Source organism: Mesorhizobium sp. USDA 4132 (assembly GCF_056279545.1).
On record NZ_JBWCCP010000001.1, the window covers coordinates 3,967,943 to 3,984,395 of the forward strand.

The following is a 16,453-nucleotide window of genomic DNA, read 5'->3' on the forward strand; positions in this document are numbered from 1 at the left end:
TAAAATAAAGCAGAAGCTGATCAGAACTCGATCGCCCGTTCACGGGCATGCATGATGTGGCGGTCGATGGCATCGCCTGCCGCATGCGGATCGCGGGATTTGATGGCGTCGATGATCGCCAGATGATCGGCGAAGGCCGGCGGCAGGACCTGTTCGGAAAGACTGATCCTGTCGAGCTTGATGAGCCGCATGCGGATCGCGTTGACCGCGTAGGCCTGGATCAGCAGATCGTTCTGGGTCGAGTCGACGAGAAGGTTGTGAAATCCGTCGTCGACCTTCTGGCCACGCTCGAAGACATCCGGCGAGGGAGCGTTGCGGACCTCGTCGAGGATCGACTGGTGAAGCCTAGCCTGTTCATCGAGGATAACGTCGGGCATCCGCCTGACAGCCGTCAGCACGGCCTCGCGCTCCAGCGCCATGCGCACCTGGAAAGCCTGGCGGATGATCGAGAGGTCGATCTGGGTGATCTGGATGCCTCGCTGCGGCATGACCACCAGCAGGCCTTCATATTGCAGGCGCGGCAGGAGTTCGCGCAGGGCGCCGATCGAAAGGCCAAGGAGAGCGACGAGCTCCCGCTGGGACACGAACTGGCCGGGCCGCAGCCGGCCATCGAACAGCGCCTCGCGAAACCGCTCATAGGCGACCTGTTTGACCGAGCGAAGGTCTGGCTGTCCAGTGCCGGGCGGTGCAGTAAGTACGCTCATCTGTCTCCTATCGCCGGCGGCACCGGGCGGGTCAAGCAGCGGCGCGATAACCCGTCCGCTCGAATAATTCAATGAGCATAACACGATCGCACTGGTTGAGAGCAACCAGAGGCGGCACCGCATATGCCAGACTTTCGTCGTTGCGATAATGGGCAAGAGCCGCCTTGAGGGCAACGAGCGATCCGTAGGCATCCACTGCCTCGATGCGCCGCGACTGCTTCTCCAGAAGGCCGGCATCGTCGGGATTGTCGTAAAGCGCCCTCAGATCGCGGGTAAAGACGTTCGGCATGCCGCCGATCATGCCGGCGCCCCCGGCCTTGACGAGCGTGGGCAGAACCCGGTCGTCGCCCGTAAAGACGGCAAGCTCCGGGAAGGACTTCACCAGCATCAACCCGTTGTCGAGATCCCCGGTCGAATCCTTGATCCCGGCGATGCGGCTGCCGTGCCTGCGCAGCAGAGCCGCAATCAGCGGCTGCGTGAAGCGGACCCGGCTGAGCTGCGGGATGTTGTAGAGGACGAGAGCGATTTCCGTATGCGCCTTGGTCCGCTCGATCAGTGCATCGAAGAACGCCGCAACGCCGTCCTCGCTCGCTCCGTAATAGAAGGGCGGCAGGACGAGCGCGGCGCGACAGCCGAGCTCTCCATAGGCAATCAGCGAGGTTACCGCATCGTCGAAACTCGGCGTCATGATCGCCGGCAGCTGACGGCCCATCTCCACCCCGTCCGCCTTTAGTGCCTTGAGAGCTTCGAGCTTCTGAGCGGTCGAAAAAGATGCGCCCTCGCCCGTGGTGCCGAACGTCGAGATGAAGCTGCAGCCATTTGCCAGGAGATGATCGATATGCGCCTTCAGACGGACGGTATCGATACGGAAATCGGCCGTCACCGGTGTGACGGAGGCGGCAACAATGCCCTTCAGCGCAGCATTCGACATAAATTGGCTCCTCGTTATAGAACTGATATAATCAGTGTAGGTATCAGTCGTCAAATATATATTTACATCAGTCACCGGCTGCGGCATGTTGCGAGCGGGCCTGGCGATGGAGGAGCGAATGCACGACTGCCGTCGGCATATTTTGAAGCGTGCAAAATCCATTGATTTTATTGGGATGCTTGAAAGCTCGGCTATTGGTACTAATTGCGAATGCCCCTGGGCTTCCACCTCAAACCAAGGAAACTGAACCTATGCCGGACATGCCTGCCGACACCCTCCCCGCCCGCCTCGCGAGTGCCATTCGCAATGCCATCCTGTCGAGGACCGTGCTTGATCCGGAGCCCTTTCTCGGGCTGCCGCTGGCGGATGCTTATGCGGTGCAGACGGACGTGTTTCGGGCGCTCGGCCAGCCGTTCAAGGGCGCCAAGCTCACCCTGAAGGGTGATTTCTGCCAGAGCGCACCGCTTCTGTTCGTCAACGAAGAAACCAGCCATGACCATCAGCCGGGCATCTCGCTGGAGGTGGAACTGGCCTTCGTGCTCGACAAGGATGTCGTGGCCCGCAACGGCGATGTGACGCGCCAGGATATCGTCGACGCGATCGGCTCGGTGCGGATCGGCGTTGAGCTTCTTCGCAGCCGTTACCAGGGCGGCTCCCGGGGCGATCCGGCCCTCGCCGCCGCCGACATGATGAGCAATGTCGGTTACGTCCTCGGCCCGTCGCTGGACCGGAGCCTGCTGGACGAAGGCGCATCGATCGGTCAGCTGTCGGTTTTCATCGACGGACAGTCCGGCTTCGACAAGCCCGCGGCGCATTCCGACGGCGATCCGCTGAAGACCATGGTCGTGCTGGCGAACCAGGACCAGCTCTCCTCCTTCTCCATGCTCAAGGCGGGACAGGTGATGACGACGGGCACATTGTGCGGACTGATCCCGGTCGCGGAACCGGGCAGGATCGAAGTCAACATGGGCGGACAGCGGTTCGTCCTCGACCTGCGCTGACGCCAATTTCGGCCTTTTTCGATCAAAAGCAGCTCTCGCGCGCAAGCTCGATATCGAGGTCAACATCTGCGGCATAGGCCAAGTGCAGCTTGCGTGATCGCGCTCGGTAGAGCCGTTCGATCTACGCAAGCGCCCGCACCTCAATTTCAATCAAATTGCCTGATTGACTTCTAACATGTTAGTGTGCGAGCGTCGCGACAACACTGGGAGGATAAATAGTCTAACATGCGTTTCGGGCTCTCTGTCGCACTCGCGACCCCTTTTGACAAAGACGGCAAGATCGTGCTCGACGCGATGGTCGCCCAAGCTCGCCGCAGCCTCGATGCCGGTTGCGACAGCGTTACGGTTTTCGGCACGACCGGCGAAGGCGCCTCGATCGGCAACGGCGAACGGGAAAAGGTGCTCGCCGCCATGATTTCGGGCGGCATCGCGCCGCGCCAGATGGTAGCGGGTGTTCTCGTAGACGCGGCGGCGGACGCCGCGGAACAGGCCGCGCAGGCGCTATCCAAGGGGGCGCGCAACATTCTTCTGGCCCCGCCCTCCTATTTCAAGAATGTCAGCGACGAAGGCCTGTTCGGCTGGTTCTCCGCCGTATTCGCCCTGCTGGGCGACAAAGCCCGTGACATCATCGTCTACCACATTCCATCGGTCACGATGGTGCCGCTGAGCCACACGCTGATTGGCCGGCTTCGCCAGGCGTTTCCCGGCATTGTCACCGGGGTGAAGGATTCCGGCGGAGAATGGGCCTTTACCGAAAAGCTACTCAAGGAACATGGCGACCTCATCATCCTGATCGGTGACGAGCGGCATCTGGCTCAAGGCGTACGTCTCGGCGGGCAGGGTGCGATATCCGGCGTCGCGAATTTCGCCCCACGCGAAGTTCGGCGCATGGCCGTGGATGGCGAGGACGATCAGCGGGTCGTCGATCTCGTCGTGGAATTGCTGAAATATCCCGTCATTCCGGCGGTGAAGGTGATGATCGCCCATCTTTCGAACGACCCGTTGTGGCTGACGGTGCGGCCGCCGCTTCTTCGGATCGCTGATGAAGGCCAGCGCCTGTTGGCATCGGCCTTCGACACCCTGTTCCGTTCGGAGGCTGCCTGAAAGCCATGGATCAGGGGCGTCCCACGGAAAGCCAGGTCGAGGAACAGCCGACGCTGAGGGAGAAGGCTTACGAGAGCTTCACGCGCCACCTTCTCGCGCGTGACGTTCGCCCGGGCCAGTTCGTCTCGCAACGTCGGCTGGTGGAATTGACGGGCCTGACGCTCGGCGCGATCCGTGAACTCGTTCCGCGGCTGGAGGCCGAGGGACTGATCAAGACCGTGCCGCAACGCGGGCTGCAGATCGCCCATATCGACCTCAACCTCATCCGTGAAGCCTTCCAGCTTCGCGTCTTCCTGGAAAAGGAAGCCGTTGCACTGTTCACCCAATCGGCCCCGGACCAGGAAATCGCCAGGCTTTTGAAGGAGCATCGTGAAATCCTGGAGGCGATCCAGGGCGGCAACGACAGCCGTGAGCTGGAGCTGCATGCGCAGGCGGTCGACTGGGGCATGCACGACGCCTTCATCGATGCGCTCGGCAACACCATCATTTCAAACGTCTACCGAGTGAATTCCATCAAGATGCGGCTGATCAGGCAGGAGCGGTTCCGCATCGACGGCCGGGTCGGCCCCGTCATGAGCGAGCATCTGAAAGTGCTCGAAGCGATCGAGCGGCGCTCCGTGGAGGAAGCGGTCGCGGCACTCGTCGCCCATATCAATCACGCGAGGGATCGCGCGATCAGACTTTAGAAAAAGAAGCCGGAGACAAGGGTATCCGGCGCATTAGGAGGAGGAATAGCATGTCATCTTCGTTCTGGAATCCCACCCGCCGCAGCTTCCTGGCCGGCTCGGCGGCGCTTGGTGCCGCCGGACTGGTCGGTTCGCGCCCGGCATCGGCCGCCGTCGACTGGAAGCGCTTCGCCGGCACCACGCTGGAAGTGAACCTCGTCAAAAGCCCGCGCAGCGACACCATCATCAAGTACCTGGCCGAGTTCGAAACGCTGACCGGCATCAAGGTCAATGCCGAAGCCACCCCGGAACAGCAGCAGCGCCAGAAGGCGACGATCGAGCTCTCGTCCGGCAAGCCGAGCTTCGACGTCATCCACCTGAGCTACCATGTCCAGAAGCGCCAGTTCGAAAAGGGCGGCTGGCTTGCCGATATCAGCGGCCTTCTGAAGGATCCGACGCTCACCGACCCGTCGCTGACTGAAAGCGATTTCGCCGAAGCCGGCCTCACCTTTGCCAAGGACAAGGACGGCAAGCTGCGCTCCCTGCCCTTCTCGGTCGACTACTGGATCGTCTACTGGAACAAGGAACTCTTCGAGAAGAAGGGCCTCGCCTACCCGAAGACCTTCGACGAGATGGCTGCGGCGGCCGAAGCGCTGACCGACAAGACCACCAATACCTACGGCTTCGTCGCCCGCGGCCTGAAGAACGCCAACGTTCCGGTATGGACGGCGCTGATGCTGGGCTATGGCGCGACGGCGCTTGGGCCTGACGGCAAGCTGCGCACGACCTCCGACGAGGCGGTCGAGGCCGCCAAACTCTACCAGCGCCTGATGACCAAGGCGGCCCCCGTCGGGGTCTCCGGCTTCAACTGGGCGGAAGCCCAGTCTGCCTTCCTGCAGGGCAAGATCGGCATGTGGCTGGATGGCGTCGGCTTCGCTCCGCCGCTCGAAGACCCGCAGAAGTCCCGTGTCGTCGGCAAGGTCGGCTACGGCGTTATGCCGAAGGGGCCGAAGGCGCAGGCAGCCGCCACCTTCGGCGACGGCATCGGCGTCACCGCAGCCAGCCAGAAGAAGGAAGCGGCCTATCTGTTCTGCCAGTGGGTCATCTCGAAGGAGATGGGCGCACGCCTGCTGCAGGCCGGCGCCGGCGTTCCCTTCCGCCAGTCGATCCTTGCCGATGCGGAAGTCCGCAAGGGCGTCACCATGCCCAGCGCATGGGTGGATGCGGTCGCCGCTTCCGGCAAGGTCTCGCAGCTTGCGCTGCCGGTCATCATTCCGGTCACCGAATTCCGCGACATCTACGGTGTCGGCCTGACCAACATGATCGGCGGCGCCGACCCGGCAACCGAACTCAAGACGGCAACGGCGCAGTTCGAACCGGTGCTTGCCAAGAGCGAGGGATAATGGCCTCCGTGAGCATCGAAACAGCACGGACGGAAACCGGTAACAAGAGGAGCAAGCCGAGCCGGCTTGCTCCCAACTATTGGCCTTTCGTCGTTCCCGCCCTGGTCGTCATCGGCGCGGTCATCGTCTTCCCCTGGGTTTTCACCCTCTGGATGAGCGTCAACAGCTGGACGCTGGGACAGGCGCAGACCTTCGCCGGACTGGACAACTACATCCGGCTTGCGACCGATTTCCGCTTCTGGGAATCGCTCTGGCACACGCTGATCTTCACGGTGCTGGCGGTCGTGGCGCCGCTTTTCCTCGGCACGCTCGCGGCGCTGATCTTCGATGCTCAATTTCCGGGGAGGGGCTTCCTGCGCGGCGTCTTCGTCATGCCGATGATGGCGACCCCGGTCGCCATCGCCCTCGTCTGGACCATGATGTTCCATCCGCAGCTGGGCGTCCTCAACTATCTGCTGTCGCTGGTGGGCATCGGCCCGCAGGAATGGATCTATAACCGCTACAGCGTCATTCCATCGCTGGTCCTCGTCGAGACCTGGCAATGGACGCCGCTGATCATGCTGATCGTGCTCGGCGGCCTCGCCTCACTTCCCCGCGAACCTTATGAGAGCGCCGAGATCGACGGTGCCAACGCCTGGCAGAAATTCCGCTACCTGACGCTCCCGATGATCGCGCCCTTCCTGATGATCGGCGTCATCATCCGCTCGATCGACGCGATCAAGAGCTTCGACATCATCTACGCGATGACGCAAGGGGGACCGGGCACAGCGTCCGAGACGATCAATATCTACCTCTATAACACCGCCTTCTCCTATTACGACATCGGCTACGGCTCGGCGATGGCGGTCGTCTTCTTCGTCATCATCATCGCGCTCTCTTTCGCGCTGATGATGGTGCGCGCACGGGCAAACTGGTCGGACATGGAGACGCGCTGATGGAACACGCCCTCGTCGAACGCCCCCTCAACAAACGCCCGCTCGTCAGACGTAAGACGCTCGATCGCATCGGCCTGCTGTTCGCAGCCCTGGTCATGGTGTCGCCGGTGGTGCTGTTCTTCCTCTGGATGATCTCGCTGTCGCTCAAATACGAGATCGACAACGGCGCCTATCCGCCGATCCTCATCCCGGAAAACTTCGCCTGGTCGAATTATGTGCAGGTGTTCCGCGAGAACAATTTCTTCCTGTATTTCTGGAATTCCGTGCTGGTGACGGGGGCCGCGACGCTGCTGGCGCTCATCATCGGCGTGCCCGCGGGCTACGGCATCGCAAGGTTGAAGGCCGAGAAGGCAGCGATCGTCATCATGATCGCCCGCATGACGCCCGGCCTTTCCTTCCTCATTCCGCTGTTCCTGCTGTTCCAGTGGCTGAACCTGCTCGGCACACTCTGGCCGCAGATCATCATCCATCTCGTCGTCACCGTGCCGATCGTCGTGTGGATCATGATCGGTTATTTCGAGACGACGCCGATGGAACTCGAGGAGGCCGCCAGCATCGACGGCGCAACGCCCTGGCAGGTGTTTCGCCTCGTGGCTCTGCCGATCGCCAAGCCGGGCATCGTCGTCGCCTTCATCCTGGCGCTCATCTTCTCCTGGAACAACTTCGTCTTCGGCATCGTGCTTGCAAGCCGCACCACGCGGACGCTGCCCGTCGCCGTCTACAACATGCTTTCCTTCGAACAGGTCAGCTGGGGACCGCTCGCCGCGGCCGCGCTGATCGTCACCCTCCCCGTGCTGGTACTCACCCTGTTCGCCCAGAAGCAGATCGTCGCAGGCCTGACGGCCGGCGCGGTCAAGGGCGGCTGAGCAGGCTCACAAACAGGATCGAATCTCATGGCAACCGTCACCCTTCACAACATCCAGAAGCGCTTCGGCGCGGTCAACGTCATCCAGGACCTCAGCGTCGATATCGCCGACGGGGAGTTCGTGGTTCTCGTCGGTCCGTCGGGCTGCGGCAAGTCCACGCTGCTGCGCATGGTCGCCGGCCTCGAAGAGGTCAGCGGCGGCGAGATCCGCATCGGCGCCCGCGAGGTCAGCAACCTGCCCGCCCGCGACCGCGACATTGCCATGGTATTCCAGAACTACGCGCTCTATCCGCATATGACGGTGGAGGACAACATGGGCTTCGCGCTGAAGCTCAAGCGGGCGAACCCCGCCGATACCGCGGAGCGGGTGAAGAAGGCGGCCGCGATCCTCGGCCTGGAAAACCTGCTTCAACGCTACCCTCGCCAGCTTTCCGGCGGCCAGCGCCAGCGCGTCGCCATGGGCCGGGCGATCGTCCGCAATCCTCAGGTGTTTCTCTTCGACGAGCCCCTCTCGAACCTCGACGCAAAACTGCGCGTGGTGATGCGCAGCGAGATCAAGGCCATGCACCAGCGCATCGGCACGACGACGATCTACGTGACGCACGACCAGATCGAAGCGATGACCATGGCCGACAAGATCGTCGTATTGCATGACGGCAACATCGAACAGGTCGGCGCTCCGCTGGAACTCTACGACCGGCCGGCCAACCTCTTCGTTGCCGGCTTCATCGGTTCGCCGGCCATGAACTTTCTGGACGGCAAGATCGAGGAAGGCGTTTTCCGCACCGAAAAGGGGCTGATCCTGCCGCTTCCCACGGAAGTCTCGCCGGCGAAGGCTGGCGGCCGCCCGCTCGTCTACGGCATCCGGCCGGAACACATCCGCGCCAGCGACCAGGGCATCCAGGGCCGCGCGGCGATCGTCGAAGGCACCGGCTCGGAAATCTTCGCCAAGCTCGATTGCGGCGGCGAGCAGCTCTCCTGCCTTTTCCGCGAGCGCATCGATGTTCGGTTCGGCGACACCGTCGGTATCTCGATCGACGCGAAGCAGGTTCACCTCTTCGACAAGGCGACGGGCCACAGGCTCTGAGCGAGAGTTGGCGGCGCCTAACCATTTGCGCAAGCGCAAAGACAGCCGCTTTTTTCTTCTCAATCTGGGGGCATGAAAGCAGATGCCACAATTCCCCGCCACTACGCCAATCTCCAGGATTTCGTAGCCCTTCTGGAAAGCAGGGGGCGGCTGAAGCGGATTTCGCAGCCCGTTTCGCTGGTCCACGAGATCACCGAGATCCACCGCCGGGTCCTTATGGAAGAAGGACCGGCGCTGCTCTTCGAAAAGCCGGTCGATGCCTGTGGCAATACCCTGGCAATTCCGCTGCTTGCCAACCTGTTCGGAACCCGCGAGAGAATAGAGTGGGGCCTCGGGCTCGGAGCCGGCGGCATCACGGGGCTTGCCGATTTCCTGAGCGAATTGCGCGAGCCGCGGCCGCCGAGATCAATGCTCGACGCATGGCGAAAACTTCCGCAGCTAAGGGCGGCGCTCTCGCTGAACCCCCGCTCGGTCTCGCACCCGTCGTGTCAGGAGATCGTCTGGCAAGGCGCCGATATCGATCTCGACCGGCTGCCGATCCAGTCCTGCTGGCCCGGCGAGCCAGCCCCTCTCGTGACCTGGCCGCTGGTGATCACCCAGGCGCCGGACGATCCGGCGGATGTCAATGTCGGCGTCTACCGGATGCAGAAGCTCGGCAAGGACCGGCTGATCATGCGCTGGCTCGCTCATCGTGGCGGCGCTAGACACCACAGGATGTGGCAGGCGCTCGGCCGGGACATGCCGGTGGCAGTGGTCGTCGGCGCCGACCCGGCGACAATCCTCGCGGCCGTCATGCCGCTGCCGGACAAAATGAGCGAACTGAATTTTGCCGGCGTCCTGAAAGGCAGGCGTCAGGCGGTTGCGCCGGCGTTTTCCGTACCGCTCCCCGTTCCCGCGGAGGCGGAGATCGTGCTCGAGGGCACGATTTCCGCGGAGATGGCGGACGAGGGACCTTATGGCGATCACACCGGCTATTACAACGCCGTCGAAAGCTTCCCGGTGCTTTCCCTTTCGGCGATCACGATGCGCCGCAATCCGGTTTATCTGTCCACCTATACCGGCCGGCCGCCGGACGAGCCGTCCAGGCTGGGCGAAGCCATGAACGAGATCTTCATCCCGTTGGTCAGGCGTCAGTTCCCCGAGATCCACGATCTCTGGCTGCCGCCGGAAGCCTGTTCATACCGGACCATGGTGGTGTCTATCGACAAGCGATATCCGGGACATGCCCGACGCATCATGATGGGCCTCTGGTCGATGCTGCCGCAGTTCAGCTACACCAAGCTGATCATCGTGGTGGATCCGGACATCGATGTGCGAAGCTGGCCGGACATCATGTGGGCGATTTCCACCCGTTTCGATGCCGGCCGCGACCTGATGGTCGCCGACAACACGCCGATCGACTACCTCGACTTCGCCTCTCCGCGGCCGGGTCTCGGCGGCAAGCTTGGGCTGGATGCCACGACCAAGATCGGTTCCGAGACGGCTCGGGAATGGGGCCGGGTTCTCGAAATGTCCCCCGAAATCATCGAGAAGGTCGACCGGATATGGGCATCGCTCGGCCTCGACGAGGCCTTGCCATGACAAATCATTTGCAGAGCGCCGAGCCGCAAAAGCTGTCCGCCGGCCAATGATGCCGACGCCAGTACGATCCTGAAACCATCATCGACCCCCCGAAACCATCATCGACGAGGAGTACATCATGACCGAAATTGTTCCAGACACGACAGTCGCAGCAATCGCCACGGAACTGCCGGGAGCCGCTGAGCTCTTCCGCCGTCACGGCATCAGCTTCTGCTGCGGCGGCGACATACCACTCTCCATGGCCGCCGAACAGGCGGGTCTCGTACCTGCCGCGCTGATCGCCGATCTCAAGGCCCTCCAACAGGCATCGGGACGGGATGCGCCGCAGGAAACATTGGCGTTGATCTCGCACATTCTCACGAGATATCACGCCGCCCATCGCGAGGAACTGGATTGGCTCATTCCTCTCGCTCAAAAAGTCGAGCGGGTGCACGGTAACCACCCTTCCGCCCCGATCGGCCTTTCCGGGACATTGGCACAGCTCCGCGATGAACTGGAAAGCCATATGATCAAGGAGGAGCAGGTGCTCTTTCCGATGATGCAGCACGGCGGCAGCCGAATGATTGCCCATCCGATCGCCGAAATGCGAAGCGAACATGAAGACGAAGCGCAGCATCTGCAGACGATCGAGCACGTGACGCGCGGCCTCGCCCTGCCCGAAGGTGCCTGCAGATCCTGGACGGCGCTCTATACGGGCCTGCGCAAATTCACCGACGATCTCGTCGTCCATATGCATCTCGAAAACGAAGTGCTGTTTCCAAGATTTCAATCGGTGTCGTAGAAGGTGGAAAAAGCGGCAAACCTTGCCGCAACATCATCGGCCTGAGGAAGAGCGATGCATATCGAACGCGACCCGAACGGCGACTTCATCCTGGAATCCGGTGAGATTGCCGGTCGGTTCGGGCTGTCTCGCGACGATTTCCGGCAGAGAATTCGCCAGGGCCTCGTGACAAGCACGGTCGAGCGTGGCGAAGCTGAGGATATCGGAACGTCCCGCCTGAGCGTTCGCCTCGGAAACCGGGTCTGGCGCGCCGTCCTCAACAACGAAGGCGAGGTTCAGAACGAGGCCGTAACCTTCGTCCGCGGGAGAGGCCGATCCGGCGGATCCTGACGCCGCGCACCGGCCTCTCAAAGAACCATCGTCCCTCTTTGCGTTGGCTCAAGCACGGCCGCGCCCGCAGCCGATAACCTGTGCCTGCATTTCAGCAGGACGCACGATATGGAATTTCCCCGCGCACTCGCCATCCCCTTGGCCTACATGCCACTTGCCGCGATCGAGCGGGCAACAGGACTGCTGTTTCAGCGCGTCCTGAAAGAACATCCCGACCTGTTCGAGCGGCTGGGCGACTACAGGGCGAAACGCTTTGCTTTTCTTCCGAGCGACCTGCCGCTCGCCTTCATCGTGGAACCGGCCGGGCCATCCATCCGCGTCACGCGGAAACCGGTGAAGCAGGACCTCGCCGATGCCTCCGTCGAAGGGCCGCTCTTCCTGCTGCTTGCCCTGCTCGAAGGCCGCTGCGATGCCGACGCGCTGTTCTTTTCCCGCGATCTCTCCGTCACCGGCGACATGGAAGCCATGCTTGCGATGCGCAACGCGCTCGATGGCGCCGACATCGATCTGCCGCGCGACTTGTCGAGGCTTGCCGGTCCTCTTGCGCCCCTCTTCGGAAAGATGGGCCGGGATATCCGCCGCCGCGCACTGAACGGCGAGACTTCCCGATGGAACTGATCTGCCCGGCCGGAACACCGGCGGCCTTTCGCGAAGCCGTCGATGCAGGAGCCGACGCCGTCTATTGCGGCTTCCGCGACGAAACCAATGCTCGCAATTTTCCCGGCCTCAATTTCAGCCGCGAGGAATTGCGCGAGGCGATCGCCTATGCCCGCCGGCATGGCACGCAGACCTTCGTCGCCCTCAACACCTTCATGCGCGCCGGAGACGAGGAGATCTGGTACCGCGCCGCCGCCGATGCCGTTGCTCTTGGGGTCGATGCGCTGATCCTTGCCGATTTCGGGCTTATGGCACATGTGGCCGAACGCTATCCCGAGCAGCGGCTGCATGTCTCGGTGCAGGCCTCCGCCTCGAACGTCGACGCGATCAACTTCCTCGTCGATGCCTTCCATGCCAAGCGTATCGTCCTGCCGCGAACGCTCACCATTGCCGACATCGCCCGCATCGCTCCGCAGATCCGCTGCGAGATCGAGGTCTTCGTCTTCGGCGGGCTCTGCGTCATGGCCGAGGGCCGCTGTTCGCTCTCCTCCTACGCGACGGGGAAGTCGCCCAACATGAACGGCGTCTGCTCGCCGGCAAGCCATGTGCGTTATCGCCAGGAGGGCACGGAACTGGTGTCCGAACTCGGCGACTACACGATCAACCGCTTCCCAGCCGGTGAAGCGGCCGGTTACCCCACCCTGTGCAAGGGTCGTTTTGATATCGCCGACAGCCCCGCCTATGCATTCGAGGATCCGGTTTCCCTGGATGTCATGGGCGAGATCGACGCGCTTTCGGCAGCGGGCGTCAGCGCTCTGAAGATCGAAGGCCGCCAGCGCGGCAAGGCCTATGTCGCCGAAGTGGTCTCGACCCTGAAAAAGGCCCTGTCGGCTGGACCGGAGCAACGAAAAGCGCTGCTGATGCGCCTGCGTGGCCTCAGCGAAGGCCAGAAGACCACGTCGGGCGCCTATGAGAAGCGCTGGAGATGAACATGCACCGCACCACTTCGCCCTCCCTGACCATGGGACCCGTCTATTATCTCTGGGACGGCCCCAAATGGCGCGATTTCCATTTTCGCATCGCCGATGAGGCGCCGGTAGATCGTGTGGTGATTGGCGAAACCGTCTGTTCCAAGCGGCAGCATTTCATCGAACCGCATATCGCCGAGGTGATCGAGAGGTTGGAAACCGCGGGCAAGACCGTAGTCCTCTCGACGCTTTCGCTCGTCACCCTGGAGCGCGAGAGCCGGCAGATCCGCGATCTCGTCGCCGACAGCGAACATGCAATCGAGGCCAACGACCTCTCCGCCCTCGGATTGCTGAACGGCAGGCCCCACAGCATCGGCCCCTTGGTCAACGTCTACAACGCGCCGACGGCCAGGCTGCTCGCCGGCCGGGGAGCGACCGGCATCTGCCTGCCGCCGGAATTGCCCTTCACGTCGGTCGAGAAGATCGTCGCCGACGCGCCCGCAATCGCATTCGAGGTCTTCGCCTTCGGCCGCATGCCGCTCGCCATCTCGGCGCGATGCGCCCATGCGAGATCCAAGGGCAAGATCAAGGACAATTGCCAGTTCGTCTGCGGCGAAGATCCGGACGGCCTGCCGGTGAAGACCCTTGACCGGCAATCCTTCCTCGCCCTCAACGGCGTGCAGACCGTGTCTCACACCTGCCAGGCCCTGCTGGGCGAGCTCGCCGGCCTCGCCGCATGCGGTATCTCGGCGATCCGCCTGTCGCCGCAGGACTGCGACATGGTGGCGGTCGCAAAGCTCTACCGCGCCGTGCTCGATAACGCATTGGACGCGGACGAGGCGATCATGCTGCTGCGCGAGATCTATCCCACCGCTGCTTTGTCGAACGGTTTTCATCATGCCCGCGAAGGCGCGGCATGGATCGCGCGTGCCCGCGACACGGCCCATGGTCGAGCTTGAGCACTTGCCTTGCGAGGCGATCAGGCGCCAAGAAACAGAAGCGGATCCGCGCCCACCAAAGCCGCATGTCCCCCACCGAGAAGCCAGACGAGCAACGCTGTCGTGCAAAGCATGGCGGCGGCCATCGGCATGTCAAATGTAATTACAGCCTTACTATTTATCGCCGCTGCGAACGGAATGACGGAAGTCTGCGACGAGGCCGTCGGCCAAGTTGGCCCCAGCGATCGACGTGCCCTCTTTTCGAGCATGAACAAGCCGCCGGCGGAAAAGGCGGCGAAGCCGCCGAACAGAAGCAGCGAACGCAGATCTCCGTTTGGAGGAATGTGCCCGACCGACCAGCAAAGAAAACCCCAGAGAACCGGATGGCGCGTGACGGCCACGATCGCATCCGGCTCGCCTCCCTTGCGGAAGGAAATCGAGAAGGGATTGCGGCTGAAGAGACCGGCAAGGACCAGGAAAAGCCCGATCGGTGAAAGTACGAAGGCAGGCCAGGCCTGCCACGGCCTCGGTTGCCAGATTTCCACGTAATCGAGGCTCATAGCGGACAGGAAGAGCCAGGCCAGAGCCGCGGTCGAGATGGTCGAATAGGCGGCGATATAGCTTCCATGCCCCATCCATCCGATCAGCGCGCCGCGAATCTTCGGGACTGCGGGCAAGGAATGCAGGGCGATGAAGGCTATGAACGCCAGCAGAAACCGCAGCATGGCACGGCCGCTACTGTTGCCAGAAGAGGACGCCCGCGATGGCGACGGAAAAGACGACCGCCGCCAGCGAGCTGTAGCCCTGCAGGACACCCATCCGTTTCAGGGCGATGGCGAATATGACAATGATCGGGGCGGCCATCAGAAGGCCGACTTGTGCATCAGACATGGCAAATCCTTGGTTTGCCGTCATCCTAACCTCTCTATCTGCCGTTTCTTTGCGATATGACAAAGAGCCGGGCCTGTATTGCCTCCATTTTCCGCGGCGGAAGAATACCGGAGGTTTCGGAATGGCGGCGATCTCGACCAGCGAAGAGAGGGATGAAGGCGGCGACCTTCTTCTCTGGGTGCTCGTCTGGGGCGAGCTTGCGGCTTTCGGTATCCTGCTGACCGGCTATGTCGTCACGTCCATGCTGCATCCGGAAAGTTTTGCGCTCGCCAGGCTCCACCTCGCACCGCGGCTGGCGGGGCTCAATACAGTCGTGCTGCTGGCGAGCAGCTGGCAAGCGGCGCTTGCCGCCAGATCCCAGGGAAAACCTCGCCGGCAGCGCCTGTTCCTGCTCGGCGCAGCATTCCTGGGTTTGCTCTTCGTCGCTCTCAAATTGACCGAATACAGTTCCGAATGGGCGGCGGCAGGGGACGAGAACCTGCAGAGCTTCTTCGAACTCTACTTTCTCATCACCGGCTTCCACCTCGCCCATGTCGCGTTCGTTGCCGTCCTCTTCGTATTGGCGGCGATCAGGCTGGAACGTTCGACGATCGTCACGCTGACGACCATCTGGCACGTCATCGACATCGTCTGGCTGGTAATGTTTCCACTGATCTACCTGAGCTAGGAGGCCGGAATGGACGGTTCGAAACTCTTCGGCAGCGCCAATTGGGTGATGATGCTCGGCATCGTCGGCGCATTGATCGCTGCACAATGGAAGCATGAGGTGATACCGGCAGCGGCACTTGCCGTCATCCTCCTCATGGCCATTGCAAAGATACGGCTCATCGTGCTCGACTTCATGGACCTGCGGGGGATGCGACCCAATCTGGCCCGTGCGCTGATGATCTGGCCTATCTTCTTCTCTGCCCTCTCGCTGGGCAAGGTCGTACTGATGGCCATTCTTTAGGTTCAGTTCTCACCTGCACTTTCCCCTCCGGCACCTGCCTGATCTCAGGCCGGTCCATGGTTGCCCGCGCGCCATCGGGAAAGCTAACGCTTACCTTTCAAAAAATAACGGACTCCGCGGGCAACGCTTTTTTGTTTGGTAAATCGCAAAGAGCGGCTCCGGAAAACCCCTCATAGAAGCTTCACGGGTCGTCGTCCGCTTTTCGCGGATGTGGCCCCGCAGCAACCCGCAAGGCATCCGCACAAAGGGGACATGAGGATGGCAGAACGCCTCACAAAGACCGGGGCACGTAACGTCTTTTACGGCGGCTCCGCGTTCTTCTTCGTAATCTTTCTCGGGCTTACCGCCCACAGCCACTACTACATGCGAACCACGTCCACGGACGAAAGCACGCTCACGGATTCCGTCGCGCGCGGCAAACATGTCTGGGAAAAGAACGCCTGTATCAACTGCCATACGATCCTCGGGGAAGGCGCCTATTTCGCCCCCGAGCTCGGCAATGTGTGGAAACGCTGGGGCGGCGACACCGACCCGGACACGGCCCGCGCGACGCTGAAGGCCTGGATGGCCGCGCAGCCGAGCGGCATCGAAGGCAGGCGGCAGATGCCGCAGTTCAACCTCACGGAACGTGAACTCGACGACCTGGCCAACTTCCTCGAATGGACGAGCAGGATCAAGACCCAGAACTGGCCGCCGAACGACGCCGGCTGATCTCACGGGAAG

20 protein-coding genes are annotated in these 16,453 nt (G+C 62.2%); 16 read left to right on the plus strand and 4 right to left on the minus strand.

The window, feature by feature from the left end:
- Nucleotides 1-20: 20 nt before the first annotated feature.
- Together ACZ9IU_RS19830 and ACZ9IU_RS19835 are read right to left on the minus strand one after the other, a co-directional pair.
- A complete protein-coding gene (locus tag ACZ9IU_RS19830; RefSeq protein WP_038546205.1) occupies nt 21-704 on the minus strand; it encodes a GntR family transcriptional regulator in 684 nt (227 codons plus the stop codon).
- A 31-nt stretch (nt 705-735) separates the two neighbouring features.
- Nucleotides 736-1,635, minus strand: coding sequence for a dihydrodipicolinate synthase family protein (locus ACZ9IU_RS19835; protein WP_038546208.1), 900 nt, complete (start codon nt 1,633-1,635; stop codon nt 736-738).
- Nucleotides 1,636-1,886: 251 nt separating this feature from the next.
- Between ACZ9IU_RS19835 and ACZ9IU_RS19840 the strand changes: the two genes are divergently transcribed.
- From ACZ9IU_RS19840 to ubiV, 13 genes are all read left to right on the plus strand, one after another.
- Entirely contained in the window at nt 1,887-2,636 is a 750-nt protein-coding gene (locus ACZ9IU_RS19840; protein ID WP_051899847.1) for a hypothetical protein, read from the plus strand.
- A 225-nt stretch (nt 2,637-2,861) separates the two neighbouring features.
- Entirely contained in the window at nt 2,862-3,740 is an 879-nt protein-coding gene (locus tag ACZ9IU_RS19845) for a dihydrodipicolinate synthase family protein (protein ID WP_038546211.1), read from the plus strand.
- A 5-nt stretch (nt 3,741-3,745) separates the two neighbouring features.
- On the plus strand, nt 3,746-4,426 hold the full coding sequence (locus tag ACZ9IU_RS19850) for a GntR family transcriptional regulator (RefSeq protein WP_038546214.1): 681 nt from the start codon (nt 3,746-3,748) through the stop codon (nt 4,424-4,426).
- A 50-nt stretch (nt 4,427-4,476) separates the two neighbouring features.
- Nucleotides 4,477-5,808, plus strand: coding sequence for an ABC transporter substrate-binding protein (locus tag ACZ9IU_RS19855; protein ID WP_038546217.1), 1,332 nt, complete (start codon nt 4,477-4,479; stop codon nt 5,806-5,808).
- Entirely contained in the window at nt 5,808-6,743 is a 936-nt protein-coding gene (locus tag ACZ9IU_RS19860; RefSeq protein WP_038546220.1) for a carbohydrate ABC transporter permease, read from the plus strand. Before ACZ9IU_RS19855 ends, ACZ9IU_RS19860 begins: the two co-directional genes overlap by 1 nt.
- Complete coding sequence (locus tag ACZ9IU_RS19865) at nt 6,743-7,609, plus strand: carbohydrate ABC transporter permease (protein ID WP_051899848.1); 867 nt, start codon at nt 6,743-6,745, stop codon at nt 7,607-7,609. Before ACZ9IU_RS19860 ends, ACZ9IU_RS19865 begins: the two co-directional genes overlap by 1 nt.
- Nucleotides 7,610-7,636: 27 nt before the next feature.
- The gene (locus tag ACZ9IU_RS19870; protein ID WP_038546221.1) at nt 7,637-8,695 is read left to right on the plus strand and encodes an ABC transporter ATP-binding protein; all 1,059 of its coding nucleotides are present in this window, start codon (nt 7,637-7,639) and stop codon (nt 8,693-8,695) included.
- A 72-nt stretch (nt 8,696-8,767) separates the two neighbouring features.
- On the plus strand, nt 8,768-10,276 hold the full coding sequence (locus ACZ9IU_RS19875; RefSeq protein ID WP_038546224.1) for a UbiD family decarboxylase: 1,509 nt from the start codon (nt 8,768-8,770) through the stop codon (nt 10,274-10,276).
- A gap of 118 nt (nt 10,277-10,394) precedes the next feature.
- Complete coding sequence (ric, locus tag ACZ9IU_RS19880) at nt 10,395-11,057, plus strand: iron-sulfur cluster repair di-iron protein (protein ID WP_038546227.1); 663 nt, start codon at nt 10,395-10,397, stop codon at nt 11,055-11,057.
- Between the two features lie 54 nt (nt 11,058-11,111).
- The gene (locus ACZ9IU_RS19885) at nt 11,112-11,387 is read left to right on the plus strand and encodes a DUF6522 family protein (RefSeq protein WP_038546230.1); all 276 of its coding nucleotides are present in this window, start codon (nt 11,112-11,114) and stop codon (nt 11,385-11,387) included.
- Nucleotides 11,388-11,495: 108 nt separating this feature from the next.
- Entirely contained in the window at nt 11,496-12,005 is a 510-nt protein-coding gene (gene ubiT, locus ACZ9IU_RS19890) for a ubiquinone anaerobic biosynthesis accessory factor UbiT (RefSeq protein ID WP_038546232.1), read from the plus strand.
- On the plus strand, nt 11,996-12,973 hold the full coding sequence (ubiU, locus tag ACZ9IU_RS19895; RefSeq protein WP_038546235.1) for a ubiquinone anaerobic biosynthesis protein UbiU: 978 nt from the start codon (nt 11,996-11,998) through the stop codon (nt 12,971-12,973). The genes ubiT and ubiU overlap by 10 nt, the downstream gene beginning before the upstream one ends.
- Nucleotides 12,974-12,975: 2 nt before the next feature.
- Nucleotides 12,976-13,911, plus strand: coding sequence for a ubiquinone anaerobic biosynthesis protein UbiV (ubiV, locus tag ACZ9IU_RS19900; RefSeq protein WP_038549737.1), 936 nt, complete (start codon nt 12,976-12,978; stop codon nt 13,909-13,911).
- Nucleotides 13,912-13,931: 20 nt separating this feature from the next.
- Here ubiV and ACZ9IU_RS19905 read toward each other — a convergent pair whose 3' ends face one another.
- Both ACZ9IU_RS19905 and ACZ9IU_RS19910 read right to left on the minus strand, forming a co-directional pair.
- Complete coding sequence (locus ACZ9IU_RS19905; protein ID WP_038546238.1) at nt 13,932-14,615, minus strand: NnrU family protein; 684 nt, start codon at nt 14,613-14,615, stop codon at nt 13,932-13,934.
- A gap of 10 nt (nt 14,616-14,625) precedes the next feature.
- A complete protein-coding gene (locus ACZ9IU_RS19910) occupies nt 14,626-14,781 on the minus strand; it encodes a hypothetical protein (protein ID WP_167551678.1) in 156 nt (51 codons plus the stop codon).
- Nucleotides 14,782-14,902: 121 nt separating this feature from the next.
- Here ACZ9IU_RS19910 and ACZ9IU_RS19915 point away from each other — a divergent pair, with 121 nt between their 5' ends.
- From ACZ9IU_RS19915 to ACZ9IU_RS19925, 3 genes are all read left to right on the plus strand, one after another.
- Nucleotides 14,903-15,448: a cytochrome c oxidase subunit 3 gene (locus ACZ9IU_RS19915; protein WP_038546241.1), complete on the plus strand. Its 546-nt coding sequence runs from the start codon at nt 14,903-14,905 to the stop codon at nt 15,446-15,448.
- A 9-nt stretch (nt 15,449-15,457) separates the two neighbouring features.
- Nucleotides 15,458-15,730: a cytochrome C oxidase subunit IV family protein gene (locus tag ACZ9IU_RS19920; protein ID WP_038546243.1), complete on the plus strand. Its 273-nt coding sequence runs from the start codon at nt 15,458-15,460 to the stop codon at nt 15,728-15,730.
- A gap of 258 nt (nt 15,731-15,988) precedes the next feature.
- Complete coding sequence (locus ACZ9IU_RS19925) at nt 15,989-16,441, plus strand: c-type cytochrome (protein WP_038546246.1); 453 nt, start codon at nt 15,989-15,991, stop codon at nt 16,439-16,441.
- Nucleotides 16,442-16,453: the final 12 nt, after the last annotated feature.